A 12,356-nucleotide genomic window follows, 5' to 3' on the forward strand; every position below is an offset into this window, starting at 1 on the left:
GCTGGCTTTCTCAGACTCGTTTCGAGGCGGCTATATCGATGACGAATCGATAGCGCACATCCTTATCGATAACTCGTGCATAGGCCTGGTCAATCTCGTCTGGCTTGATCAATTCGATATCCGCGGAGATGTTACGTGCCGCACAGTAATCGATGACTTCTTGAGTTTCGGCGATCCCGCCAATCAGGGAACCGGCGAATGTTTTGCGTCCAAACGCCATGAGCATTCCGCTTAATCCTTGCAGGTCATCCAGAGCGCCGACGTTAACGAAGGTCGCATCTAGTTTCAGCAGGTTGACGAAGCGCTGCATGGGGTAGGCCTGCGGCACCGTGGAAATGATCAGGTCGAAGTGGTTGGCGAGTCGATCAAAGGCTGCTTCATCGCTCCACAAGATCGCCTCACGCGCACCCAAGCGCTTGGCGTCCTGAACTTTGCTGGCAGTGGTGGTGAAGACCGTCACCTCGGCTCGCCGAGCGGCACCCAGTTTCACTGCAACATGTCCTAATCCTCCCAGGCCGATGACGGCGACTTTTTGCCCGGGTTTGAGGTTCCAGTGCTGCATCGGTGAGAAGGTCGTGACGCCCGCGCAAAGCAGTGGCGTCATGGCTGCCAGGTTGGCGCCCGAAGGCATTCGGATCGCAAAATGCTCGGCCACCACGATGCGTTCGCAGTAGCCGCCATACGTCATCCCTCCCAACACCTTGTCTGGGGATGCGTAGGTGAATGTCGTCCCTTTGAGACAGTTCTGTTCGCGGTCTGCCAGGCAATTTTCGCAGGTGCCGCATGCGTCCACCATGCACCCGACGCCTGCATAATCACCCACCTTGAATTTGGTGACCTGCGCTCCAATGGCTGAGACTTTACCGACAATTTCATGGCCAGGAACGCAGGGGTAGGGTGTCTCGGACCATTCGCTGTGTGCGATGTGGATATCCGAGTGGCAGACGCCTGCGTACTCGATATCGATCAACACATCTTTGGGGCCCACGGCCCGGCGCTGGATCTGCATTGGTGCAAAGCCCGCCCGGACCCCTTTCGTGCCGTAGGCACGGACGCTGAACGGACCTTTGAGTTGTGCAGGTTCCGAAGCCTGGGCTACTGACTCGCCTGCTCCGCTCAGCAAGGGAGCAGCCGCCAGTCCTGCTCCCGCCATCAATACTTTGCGCCGACTCATGGCCGAAGGCGTCGCGTCGGATGTCTTCTCTTCACTCATGCAACTTCGCTCCTCAGGTTTTCTTGCGGCCAGCAAATACATCGTTGACTACGGGCACTGCGGTAAACACATTCGGCCATCCGGTGTAGAACGCCAGTTGTGTCAGCACCTCAGAGGCTTCTCCCTGAGTCAGCCCGTTGTCCATGGCTCGGTTGAGGTGCGCGCCGAGCTGTGCGACCTGCCCGGTGGCGATCAAAGCGCTGACCGTTATGAGGCTTCGATCCCGTGGAGCGAGCCCGGGTCGTAGCCACAAGTCGTGAAAGAGAGCAGCGCTGGTGTAATGCACCACACCCGGTGATACCGGACCGACTGTCTTGTCGACGAAGGTCGTGCGCACTTTCTCTGATGTTTGGTCGATAGGTAGCAGCGGGGGGGATACGGGGGGGAGTTGATCCGCTGTGACGCCGCGATGGGCGAACACCTGCTTGGTCACCAGAATGGTTGCGGTGGCATTGCCCCAACCGGTGTAGAAGGCCAGATGGTTGATGACTTCGGAAATTTCCGAAGGCTTGACGCCGTTATCCAGGGCCAGGTTCAGGTGGTACGCCAATTCGACGGTTTGCTGCTTGGAAATCAGCACTGCGAGGGTAACCAGACTGCGGTCGCGAGGAGACAACCCTGGGCGTTTCCACACTTCCCCGAGCAGCATCGATTCAGTGTTGTGTGCCAGCGTTGGAGACACGGCACGCATGTCATCCAGGCTTGGAACAGGAGGTGTTTGAGCCGAGTCGCCGGGCGTGTGGTTGGAGCACGCTGCCAGCAGCAATGACAGAGAGGCCAGTCCTAGCTTCACCAACTTCATCGTGAGGCCTCGTACTGTGCCTCAGTGACAGGCTCCAGCCACTCCACATTCTTGCCATCCAGGGATTCCTGGATCGCAATGTGGCTCATCCCGGTCGTTGCAGTCGCGCCATGCCAATGTTTGACGCCGGGTGGCGTCCAGATCACATCGCCAGGCTTGATGACGATTTTCTCGCCGTTTTCCTGCTGTATCCAGCCCATGCCAGCCGTGACGACCAACGTCTGCCCCAAGGGATGGGTGTGCCACACCGAGCGCGCGCCGGGCTGAAAGGTAACCGCACCTGCCGACACCTTCGAGGGCGCACGTACCGCGATCAGTGGATCAATTCGGGCGCTACCCACAAAATTTCCGGGTGCACCCATGATGGAGGCCTGCTCGCCATTGCGAATCACGTTCATGGTTTTCTCGGCGGGAATGTCGGCGCCGTAGCCAGACATCGTGGCCATCAATGTCGCGGCCAGCGTAGATAGGGTGGCGAGTGCTCTCATCGGTAAGCTCCTGCTCGTTAAACGGAAGAGCTGAAACGCTAGTGGAACATCTTCGGCAGAACTACCCCACAAATCCTGCATGAAGCGATGAGCAATGCTCATCAATTAGCCAGCCGAACAACGTCAACGCTGCTTGGGTGATTGATGAGTAATACTCACAGGAACATCCCGCTTTAGGCGGGTACTTGTCTCAGTCGAGGTTGATTACCGTAACCCCACCGAACAATGGCGTCGCGTTGCCCCTTTCCAGCATTGAAGATCAAGGGTCCAGGAGAATGATCCCACGCGGCAAGCATTCGTATTTTCCCCCGAGAGAACACACAGTGAGCAAACTGGAGGTGATTGCGTCGCGTGGTGACGTCGCGCTGGCCGAAGTATCGACAAATACTGTTGAGCATGGGTTGCGGGTTCTGCTGATTCTCAGTGCGTTACTGGCGTTTGCCTCCATTTCCACTGATCTCTACCTGCCCGCGATGCCGGTCATGGCGACGTCGCTGCATGCCACCAGCGGCATGATGGAACTGACGGTCAGCGGTTATCTGGCGGGGTTCAGTCTGGGCCAGCTGTTTTGGGGGCCGTTCAGTGATCGCTTCGGGCGGCGCCTGCCAGTCGCCTTGGGGTTGCTGCTGTTTATCATTGGTTCCAGCGGCTGCGCGCTTGCTGCCGACGGCTCGACGATCATCTTCTGGCGAGTTATTCAGGCATTGGGAGCGTGCGCCAATGTCGTCCTGGCACGAGCGATGGTGCGTGACCTGTACGAAGGCCAGCGTGCTGCGCAGAAGATGTCGACGCTGATGACCATCATGGCAATTGCCCCATTGGCGGGTCCGACTGTGGGTGGGCAGATTCTGCACTGGTTGTCCTGGCAGGCGATCTTCTGGACGTTGGTGCTGGTTGCGCTGACGACCTTGGCCAGTCTGCTGTGGCTGCCCGAGACCCTCCCAGCTCACCGTCGAACGCTTACATCACCCCGTGCAGTCGTGATGCGCTACGGAAGTTTGCTAAGCCACCGCAAATTCATCGGTTATGTCGCTGCGGGTGGGTTCTTTTACGCCGGAACATTCGCGTACATCGCCGGTTCTCCGTTTGCCTACATCACCTATCACCACGTCACCCCCCAATGGTATGGCGCCTTGTTTGGCGCTGGGATCGTCGGGCTGATGCTCACCAATCAGATCAACGCCAAGCTGCTCAACCGCTACACCAGCGACACGATGATGACCGTGGGCGGGTTGGTCTCTTGCGTGGCCGGACTGGTGCTCGCCATCAATACGTGGGCCGATCTGGGCGGACTGCCTCTGATGATCTGCGGCTGCCTTTTATTCGTATCGGCTACGGGGCTGGTGTTGGCGAACTCGATATCGGGCGCGCTCGGCTGTATGCCGCAGTTCGCAGGCTCAGCCTCTGCGCTGGCCGGTGCTCTGCAATACGGCGCGGGCATTTTCGGCTCGGCGCTCGTAGCTATTTTCGCTGACGGCACACCCTGGCCGATGGGGTTGGTACTGGCCGTTTGCGGAGTGGGGTGCCTTATCAGCGCGGTATTGGTGCTGCGCGCCCCTGACGATTATTGAACCATTTTAAAACTTGAACCATTGGAACTGAGGAACACACCCGTGAGCTTTTCATTCGAGAATCAGGTCGCGCTGGTCACCGGCGCTGCGTCCGGTATCGGTCTGGCAACTGCGCAGGCCTTTGCCCGTGCAGGTGCCGCTGTGGCATTGGCCGACGTCAACGGCGAAGCCGCGCAGGCGGCTGCCGAGGCTTTGATCGCCGAAGGTCATCGCGCCATCGGGATTCGTTGCGACGTATCTGACATGGATCAGGTCGAAGCCATGGTCAAGGAAACCGTCGCCGCTTTTGGCCGTCTGGACGCGGCGTTCAACAACGCCGGTATCCAGAACAAACTGGCAGAAATCGCCGATGCGACGGTCGAGGACTACGACAAGGTCATGTCGGTCAACCTGCGCGGCGTCTGGAGTTGCATGAAGTTCGAACTGGAACACATGCGCCGTCAAGGCAGCGGCACCATTGTCAATTGCTCGTCTTTGGGTGGTTTGGTGGGTGGTGCCGAACGTGCCAATTATCACGCAGCAAAGCATGGCGTGATCGGCCTGACCAAGAGCGCAGCTCTTGAATACGCCGCTCGCAACATTCGGGTCAACGCCGTGTGTCCAGGCCTGATCTGGACGCCGATGGCCGATCAAATGGTCGCAAGCGGTCAAGGCGAAGCGCTGGCAGGCATGACCCAGATGATTCCGATGGGGCGTCACGGCAAACCTGAAGAGATCGCCGATGCCGTGCTCTGGCTGAGCAGTTCGACCTCGAGCTACGTCACTGGCCAGTCCATCTCGGTGGACGGCGGATTCATCATGCGCTGATGTGATTGCAGCCACATACACCTGACGCCTCACGACAAAACCCCAGACTTCAGATTTCAACTTTGTTGAAGTCATGGTCAGGCTTTGCCTGAACATCATCTGAAAGGAACCCAGATCCATGCCGCCATCGAGCACTCCCAGGTTAACTACTGCACTGCTGATCATCCTCGGTATCGTCGTCTTACTCGTTGGCCTGGCGCTGCTTGTGGGGGGCGGGTATCTCGTCGTGCTGGGCGGGTCGTGGTATTTCGCGTTGGCGGGAGCGGGACTGGTTGTCAGCGGCCTGTTTCTGATACGGCAGCGGTTACCGGGTGCGGTCGTGTATCTGCTGGTGTTCGCGGCGTCTGTCGTCTGGTCGGTGTGGGATGTAGGTCTGGCATTCTGGCCACTGTTTTCCCGGCTGTTCGCGCTGGGCGTGGCGTTGGTTTTCGTGCTGATGGCGGCCCCGCATCTGCGGGCCCGCCGACGTCCCGCCCCGGCTCCGCTGGCGTACCTTACAGCGGCAGTGGTGACGGTCGGTCTGGGGGTGACCTTTTACACCGCGCTGCAACCGCAGCCCATCCAGATGGCTGACGGAACGCCAGCGCCCGTGCCGGGCAAGGCAGTCGGAACGGTCGAGCCTGAGACCGACTGGCGCTATTTCGGCCACACACCATCGGGCACACGCCATGCCATGGTCGACCAGATCACACCGCAAAACGTATCGGGTCTGAAGGTGGCGTGGACCTACCGGACAGGCGAAATTCCCGCAGGCAGCCAAGGCCATGTTGTGACGCCGCTTCATGTCAACGGCATGGTCTACGGCTGCACCCAGTCCAGTCAGTTGTTCGCGCTGGACGCCGACACGGGCAAGGAGATCTGGCATCACGATCCCAAGGTGCAGGCAAACAACACCTACCCGCGCTGTCGCGGCGTGGGTTACTACGACGCGACACCTGAGCAAGCCGCCTCTGCCACGGTTGCAGGCCCACAAGCCTGTACACGACGGATCATCGCCACCACCGTCGATGCACGACTGGTCGCAGTGGATGCGCAGACCGGGCAGGCCTGCACTGATTTTGGCGACCATGGCAGCGTGAGTTTGCGCATTGGCATGGGAGGCCAGGATCAGGACCTGTATTTTCCGACTGCGGCACCCACAGTGGTTCGTGATCTGATCGTTGTCGGCGGGCTGGTGTGGGACAACCAGAAAACCGGCGAACCGTCTGGCGTAGTCCGCGCGTTCAATGCGCAAACCGGGCAACTCGCCTGGGCTTGGGATCTGGGTAATCCGGCGATTACACGTGAGCCGCCAGAAGGTCAAACCTACACCCCTGGCACACCTAATGTCTGGTCCACACCTGCCTTCGACGATGCGCTGGGTTTGATCTACCTGCCCACCGGCAACGCGACCCCGGATTTTTGGGGCGGCCATCGCACCGAAGCCGATGATCGGTATTCATCTTCCGTCGTCGCGCTGGACATTGCGACCGGCCGCGAACGCTGGCGTTTCCAGACCGTTCATCATGATCTGTGGGACTACGATGTACCTTCGCAACCGGCGCTTTACGACGTTCCGGATGGCCATGGCGGCGTGCTCCCGGCGCTCATCCAGACCACCAAGCGCGGCCAGATTTTCATGCTTGACCGTCGCACCGGCACCCCGATAGCGCAGGTCGAGGAGCGACCGGTTCCACAGGGCGGCGTGGCAGACGATCACACGGAGCCGACGCAGCCTTACTCCGTGGGCATGCCGTCCATTGGCACCGAGCCGCTCAGTGAAAAACGCATGTGGGGCCTCACGCCGCTAGATCAGTTGATATGCCGAATCGATTTTCGCAAGGCGCGCTATGAGGGTGAATTCACGCCGCCGAGCGAGCGTCTGACGATTCAATATCCGAGCTGGTTGGGAGGCATGAACTGGGGTTCGGTTTCCATCGCTGAGAACCTTGGCTACATGATCGTCAACGACACCCGCGTTGCCATCTGGAATCGCATGATTCCACGCGCCGCCTACGACGAGAAAACCCTCAGTGGCGGCGGCCATGAAGGCAACGCGCCGCAGGCGGGCACTCCTTGGGGTATCGAGCAAGGCCGCTTCCTGTCGCCGCTTGGGATTCCATGCCAGGAGCCGCCTTACGGCACTCTCACGGCCATTGATCTGGCGACGCGCAAGGTGGCGTGGTCGATGCCGTTGGGCACCACCGAACAGACCGGCCCGCTGGGTATCGCGACCCATTTGCCGATGCCGATTGGCATGCCTACGCGGGGAGGGCCGATCACCACTTCGACAGGGCTGGTGTTCATGGCCGGCACTCAGGATTTCTATATCCGGGCCTTCGATGTACGCACGGGTGATGAACTCTGGAAAGGGCGCTTGCCGGTTGGCGCCGAAGCCACGCCCATGACCTATGTCTCGCCGAAGACGGGCAGGCAGTTCGTGCTCATCAGCGCGGGCGGTAACTCTGCTACTACCCAGAAAGGCGATTACATCGTGGCGTATGCACTGCCCCAATGAACCTGGCAGGGGGGCTGTGAAGTGGTTTTTTTGGTGATGCTGTACGTACGGGAGAGGTCATGTTGAACGTCAAAGCAATCTTGGGAGTGATGGCGATGGTGGTTTTACCGGTACAACAGGCGGTGAGCGGTGAATCGCAAGGCCGGGTCATCCGCATCGCCCAGCTTGAGATCGACCCTGCGCAACTGGCCGCCTATGAGCGTGCGGTCAAGGAAGAAATTGCAGAGTCGATCCGGGTCGAGCCGGGTGTGGTGTCCATCTATTCGGTGGCCGACAAGGATCACCCTAACCAACTTCATTTTTTTGAAATCTACGCCAGCGACGCGGCCTACCGCAGCCACATCGCCTCGCCTCACTTCCAGAAATATGTCGCGGTCACTCAGACAATGATCCTGAGCAAACGTTTGATCGAAACCAAACCGGTGATGCTGGATGCGCAGCCTGGCGCTGGCGAGCGATTGACTGCCCCGTGAGGGTTCTGCTGCTCTCATCTCAGATTTTGCTGTATGGCGGGATATAGGCCAATTCTTCGGTTTCTACGTTGCCGAACTCCCGGCTTTCAAGGCCTGTACCACAAGGGCGACCGCCTGTGACGTTTGCCGCCTGCTGGGGTAGAAAAGGTGATAGCCGGGGTAGGTGGGGAACCATTCTTCAAGTACCCAGGCCAGTTGCCCGGTCTCGACGTGAGGCTTTGCCAGGTCGAAGGGAACGTAAGCCAAGCCGAAGCCTTCCAGTGCGGCCTCCAGCATCTGATACGTACTGTTGAACACCCACTGCCCATCGACCCTGACCTGCAAATCGCGCCCCCCTTTGCTCAGTTCCCAAGGCATCAGCGAATCCCGGGTTGGCAGCCGCAGGTTGATGCAGTTGTGATGGGTGAGGTCTTGGGGTGTCACGCAAGGGCCGTTTGCAGCCAGGTAATGTGGCGCGCCGACGATAGCCATGGTGAGGTCCGGGCTGATACGGGCGGCGATCATGTCTTTCTCGACTTGATCGCCCAGACGAATCCCGATGTCGTAGCTTTGCTCGACGATGTTCGCCAGCCCGTAATCATTGATCAATTCGACCCGAATATCCGGGTACTCATGCAGAAGCAATTTCAGACGCGGCCAGACATAGGCCTGTGTTGCGTAGTCAGTGGTTGTGATTCGGACTGTACCGGTCGGCCTGTCGCGAAGGTCGCTCAGCGCCTCCAGTTCTGCATCGATTTCCTCAAAACGAGGAGTGATCGCGGCCAACACTCTCCTTCCCGCCTCGGTGGGGGAGACGCTTCGTGTGGTGCGGGTTAGTAGTCGCAGCCCCATCCGGGTTTCCAAGGCACTGATGGTGCGGCTCAGTGCCGATTGCGAAATGCCCAGCTGAGCGGCAGCGCGGGTGAAGTTTCGCTCGCGGGCCACGGTCAGCAACGCGAACAAATCATTCAGGTTTTCTCGCATTGATGCTCCTGAGCATAAGTGCATGCCAATTCTGCCTTCTAATCATAGGTCCTGAATGATCTTAGAGTAAGTCCACGGCTGAAGCGGTGGACTGCCTTGGCGTTCTTCAATGACTTAACGGATCAAAAGAGGGTATTTATGGAACTCAAACGTGTTGGCTCGCAGGCTTCGATGAAAGGCCCGGAAGCCTGGTTCACTGGTACGGTGCGCGTCGATCCTCTGAACTTCCCGCCAGAACCTTCAAGGGTGACGGTGGCTAGCGTAACTTTCGAGCCGGGTGCCCGTTCCGCCTGGCATACCCATCCGCTGGGGCAAACGCTCATCGTTACCGCAGGCTGCGGCTGAACTCAATGCGAAGGCGAGCCGATCGTTGAAATTCGTGCCGGTGACGTGATCTGGTGTCCGCCTGGCCATAAACATTGGCACGGGGCGTCAGCGACCACGTCGATGACACACATCGCCATTCAAGAAGCTTTAGACGGTGTGAACGTCGTCTGGATGGAGAAGGTGACGGATGAGGAATACAACGTCGGCCCTACCTCTACTCCCCACGACCACAGTCATTGATGGGGGGACTCGATCGTCCATCCTTTTTCCTCTCAGATCAAATGGGGACACCCATAGGCCTCATTGACGGCGACCTCTGAGTTTTTCAAGTTTGCGGTTCTACGCCCGTGCACGAGGTCTACAAATGTCCGCTTCTGGCCGCAAGCTGCCCCCCATGAAGGGCAGCATGGGTCGAAAGTAGCCGATCGCGAATGACCGCTATCGACCCTAAGCGTTCGGTGATGACCAGCAGAAAATGGCCGATTGCTGCCCTCCACGAAGGGCAGCTTTGGGTCGAAAGCGGCCACTTCTGACAGATGGATCGCCACGCCCCCAGTGATAGGTATAACGCCGCAAGGAGTTCCAATCACAATGACCGGGTACACTCGATACCCGCGGGGCATCCCCATCCATTTCGAATAGGCGGCTCAGCCAACTCGGTTTCCCGTCGCTTCGCCCAAGCCACCGCAGCCTGGTTTGCAGGCGAACGTTTGGCTCCCTTGGTAGACTGTCACCTTGACGCGATTAATGCGGATCTGGACGAGGTAGCCAGTGCTGCCATCGGCCTCTTTACGCGTTCTGATCGTTGCCATCAGAGATTGGTACACGTCGACTGTCGGTTGGTACATTGTTACCAAGCGCTTGGTAAAAACGCCCCCCCCCGAAAAATTGGTACAAAACACGTTGAACGAAATGACCGCAAAATCAGGCTCCAAGCCACAAACCACGCGCCCTGAGCCGTCACGCCGCTTCAGCGTTGCCCCCATGATGGACTGGACAGACCGCCACTGCCGGTTCTTCCTGCGCCTGCTCTCCAACCACACCTTGCTCTATACCGAAATGGTCACTACCGGCGCCTTGCTGCACAACGACGCCCACCGTTTCCTGCGCCACGACGTTTCCGAGCACCCGTTGGCGCTGCAACTGGGCGGGAGCGTGCCGGCTGACCTGGCTGCCTGCGCGCGACTGGCCGAGGACGCAGGCTACGACGAGGTCAACCTCAACGTCGGCTGCCCGAGCGACCGGGTGCAGAACAACATGATCGGCGCCTGCCTCATGGCCCACCCGGCACTGGTGGCCGATTGTGTGAAGGCCATGCGCGATGCGGTATCCACCCCGGTCACGGTCAAGCACCGGATTGGCATCAACGGCCGTGACAGCTATGGCGAGCTGTGCGACTTCGTCGGCCAGGTGCGCGAGGCCGGCTGCCGCAGCTTTACCGTGCATGCGCGCATCGCCATTCTCGAAGGGCTTTCGCCGAAAGAGAACCGCGAGATCCCGCCGCTGCGCTATGACGTGGCAGCGCAGCTGAAGGCGGACTTCCCGGACCTGGAAATCGTGCTGAATGGCGGGATCAAGACCTTGGCAGAATGCCAGGCCCACCTTGAAACCTTCGATGGTGTAATGCTGGGGCGTGAGGCGTACCACAACCCTTACCTGCTGGCCGAGGTGGACCAGCAGCTGTTTGCCAGCGAGGCGCCGGTGGTCAGCCGCAGCGAGGCGCTGGCGCAGTTGCGGCCTTACATCGTGGCGCATATGGAAGGTGGTGGCGCGATGCACCACGTTACCCGGCATATCCTGGGGCTGGCCCAGGGGTTCAAGGGCGCGCGCCGCTTCCGCCAGTTGCTGTCGGCGGACATTCACAAGGCGGCCGAGCCGTTGGCAGTGTTCGACCAGGCGGTGGAGTTGCTGCAGGGGCGCTAATGCAGCCCAGCCAGCTCATGGAATCTTTGTGGGGGCGGGTCGCGCAGGCGCCGGCTTGTGTGTTTGCGGAACCTCGCGCGCCCCTGCGACTCGAATGCTCACCTTCGCACCGCCCTTCACGGGCAAGCCCGCGCCGACAGCCCTTGAGCGGCTGTCGGGGCTCGGGTAATGTCGAGTCATTGCACAGGACAGAGCACGCCCATGACCTCCAAGCTGGAACAACTCAAGCAGTTCACCACCGTGGTCGCCGACACCGGGGACCTGGACGCCATCACCCGCCTGAAACCGGTCGATGCCACCACCAACCCATCGCTGCTGCTCAAGGCTGCCACCATCCCAGGCTACGCCGACCTGCTCAAGCAGGTAAAGGGCGATGCCAAGGGCAATGTCGACCTGGCCTGCGACCAGTTTGCCGTCGCTGTGGGCTCGGGCATTCTCAAGGTCATCCCGGGGCGTATCTCCACCGAAGTGGATGCCCGCCTGTCGTTCGACGAACCGGCCCTGCTGGCCAAGGCGCGCGCGCTGATCGACCTGTATGACAAGGCGGGTGTTGGCCGTGACCGCGTGCTGATCAAGCTGGCCTCCACCTGGGAGGGCATCCGCGCTGCCGAGCAGCTGGAAAAGGAAGGCATCCAGACCAACCTGACCCTGCTGTTCTCCTTCGCCCAGGCCCAGGCCTGCGCAGATGCCGGGGTGTTCCTGATTTCGCCATTCGTGGGCCGTATCTACGACTGGTACAAGAAGAGCACCGGCCAGGAATACGTGGGCGCCGAGGACCCAGGCGTACAGTCGGTCACGCGCATCTACAACTACTACAAGGCCAATGGCTACAACACCGTGGTCATGGGCGCCAGCTTCCGCAATATCGGCCAGATCGAACAACTGGCCGGTTGCGACCGCCTGACCATCAGCCCGGACCTGCTCGACAAGCTCAGCAGCGACCAGGGCGAGCTGCCGCGCATTCTCAAGCCGGGCAATACGGGCGAGGCCAAGCACGTACTGAGCGAAAGCCAGTTCCGCTGGGCGATGAACGAAGATGCCATGGGCACCGAGAAACTGGCCGAGGGTATCCGGCAGTTTGCCCGGGACCAGGAGAAGCTTGAAAAGCTGATGGCTGAAAAGGGCTGATACAGTTCGGGTTTGCCAGACGGGCGGGAAGTGTTCAGCATTTTCCGCCCGTTTTGTTTTGCCAAGCCTCAGTTGTGAATTGAATTCCAGGGTCTCTTCGCGGGTAAACCCGCTCCCACACCTACCCATAGGCCTGAAATTGGCGCTGTACGTGTGGGCGCGGA

General features: G+C 59.7%; 10 protein-coding genes and 2 pseudogenes. 7 read left to right on the plus strand and 5 right to left on the minus strand.

Annotated features, from left to right (window positions below; genetic code table 11):
• Positions 1-10 precede the first annotated feature (10 nt).
• The 3 genes from OO258_RS12740 to OO258_RS12750 are packed head-to-tail and all read right to left on the minus strand — an operon-like array spanning position 11 to position 2,503.
• The gene (locus OO258_RS12740) at positions 11-1,213 is read right to left on the minus strand and encodes an NAD(P)-dependent alcohol dehydrogenase (RefSeq protein ID WP_401075155.1); all 1,203 of its coding nucleotides are present in this window, start codon (positions 1,211-1,213) and stop codon (positions 11-13) included.
• A gap of 13 nt (positions 1,214-1,226) precedes the next feature.
• Entirely contained in the window at positions 1,227-2,015 is a 789-nt protein-coding gene (locus OO258_RS12745; RefSeq protein WP_266030819.1) for a carboxymuconolactone decarboxylase family protein, read from the minus strand.
• On the minus strand, positions 2,012-2,503 hold the full coding sequence (locus OO258_RS12750) for a cupin domain-containing protein (RefSeq protein ID WP_259135871.1): 492 nt from the start codon (positions 2,501-2,503) through the stop codon (positions 2,012-2,014). The genes OO258_RS12745 and OO258_RS12750 overlap by 4 nt, the downstream gene beginning before the upstream one ends.
• A 323-nt stretch (positions 2,504-2,826) precedes the next feature.
• Between OO258_RS12750 and OO258_RS12755 the strand changes: the two genes are divergently transcribed.
• The 4 genes from OO258_RS12755 to OO258_RS12770 all read left to right on the plus strand — a co-directional run bounded on the left by OO258_RS12755 (position 2,827) and on the right by OO258_RS12770 (position 7,851).
• On the plus strand, positions 2,827-4,074 hold the full coding sequence (locus OO258_RS12755; RefSeq protein WP_266030821.1) for a multidrug effflux MFS transporter: 1,248 nt from the start codon (positions 2,827-2,829) through the stop codon (positions 4,072-4,074).
• Between the two features lie 42 nt (positions 4,075-4,116).
• Positions 4,117-4,881 carry an SDR family NAD(P)-dependent oxidoreductase gene (locus OO258_RS12760; RefSeq protein WP_259135873.1) on the plus strand — a complete coding sequence of 255 codons (765 nt, stop codon included), beginning with the start codon at positions 4,117-4,119 and terminating at the stop codon, positions 4,879-4,881.
• A 118-nt stretch (positions 4,882-4,999) separates the two neighbouring features.
• Positions 5,000-7,378, plus strand: coding sequence for a membrane-bound PQQ-dependent dehydrogenase, glucose/quinate/shikimate family (locus OO258_RS12765; RefSeq protein ID WP_266030823.1), 2,379 nt, complete (start codon positions 5,000-5,002; stop codon positions 7,376-7,378).
• Positions 7,379-7,437: 59 nt separating this feature from the next.
• On the plus strand, positions 7,438-7,851 hold the full coding sequence (locus OO258_RS12770; protein WP_259135875.1) for a putative quinol monooxygenase: 414 nt from the start codon (positions 7,438-7,440) through the stop codon (positions 7,849-7,851).
• A gap of 63 nt (positions 7,852-7,914) precedes the next feature.
• Here the strand turns inward: OO258_RS12770 and OO258_RS12775 are convergent, their stop codons facing one another.
• Complete coding sequence (locus tag OO258_RS12775; RefSeq protein WP_259135876.1) at positions 7,915-8,814, minus strand: LysR family transcriptional regulator; 900 nt, start codon at positions 8,812-8,814, stop codon at positions 7,915-7,917.
• A gap of 138 nt (positions 8,815-8,952) precedes the next feature.
• Between OO258_RS12775 and OO258_RS12780 the strand changes: the two are divergent.
• Positions 8,953-9,381: pseudogene (locus OO258_RS12780) on the plus strand (cupin domain-containing protein).
• A gap of 207 nt (positions 9,382-9,588) precedes the next feature.
• On the opposite strand, the pseudogene OO258_RS27675 reads toward OO258_RS12780, so the two are convergent.
• Positions 9,589-9,792, minus strand: a pseudogene (locus OO258_RS27675) (hypothetical protein); the annotation flags it as partial.
• A gap of 261 nt (positions 9,793-10,053) precedes the next feature.
• Between OO258_RS27675 and dusA the strand changes: the two are divergent.
• Entirely contained in the window at positions 10,054-11,064 is a 1,011-nt protein-coding gene (gene dusA, locus OO258_RS12785; protein ID WP_266030828.1) for a tRNA dihydrouridine(20/20a) synthase DusA, read from the plus strand.
• A gap of 201 nt (positions 11,065-11,265) precedes the next feature.
• Positions 11,266-12,192, plus strand: coding sequence for a transaldolase (gene tal, locus OO258_RS12790; protein ID WP_266030829.1), 927 nt, complete (start codon positions 11,266-11,268; stop codon positions 12,190-12,192).
• The last annotated feature ends 164 nt before the right edge of the window (positions 12,193-12,356 follow it).

It is taken from the genome of Pseudomonas sp. DCB_BI, from assembly GCF_026240995.1.
Classification (GTDB): domain Bacteria; phylum Pseudomonadota; class Gammaproteobacteria; order Pseudomonadales; family Pseudomonadaceae; genus Aquipseudomonas.

Excerpts from the sequence above, each read along its gene's own strand:
- OO258_RS12740 (WP_401075155.1), bottom strand. The coding sequence starts at position 1,213 with ATGAGTGAAGAGAAGACATCCGACGCGACGCCTTCGGCCATGAGTCGG.
- OO258_RS12745 (WP_266030819.1), bottom strand. The coding sequence starts at position 2,015 with ATGAAGTTGGTGAAGCTAGGACTGGCCTCTCTGTCATTGCTGCTGGCA.
- OO258_RS12750 (WP_259135871.1), bottom strand. The coding sequence starts at position 2,503 with ATGAGAGCACTCGCCACCCTATCTACGCTGGCCGCGACATTGATGGCC.
- OO258_RS12765 (WP_266030823.1), top strand. The coding sequence starts at position 5,000 with ATGCCGCCATCGAGCACTCCCAGGTTAACTACTGCACTGCTGATCATC.
- OO258_RS12770 (WP_259135875.1), top strand. The coding sequence starts at position 7,438 with ATGTTGAACGTCAAAGCAATCTTGGGAGTGATGGCGATGGTGGTTTTA.
- OO258_RS12775 (WP_259135876.1), bottom strand. The coding sequence starts at position 8,814 with ATGCGAGAAAACCTGAATGATTTGTTCGCGTTGCTGACCGTGGCCCGC.
- dusA (WP_266030828.1), top strand. The coding sequence starts at position 10,054 with ATGACCGCAAAATCAGGCTCCAAGCCACAAACCACGCGCCCTGAGCCG.
- tal (WP_266030829.1), top strand. The coding sequence starts at position 11,266 with ATGACCTCCAAGCTGGAACAACTCAAGCAGTTCACCACCGTGGTCGCC.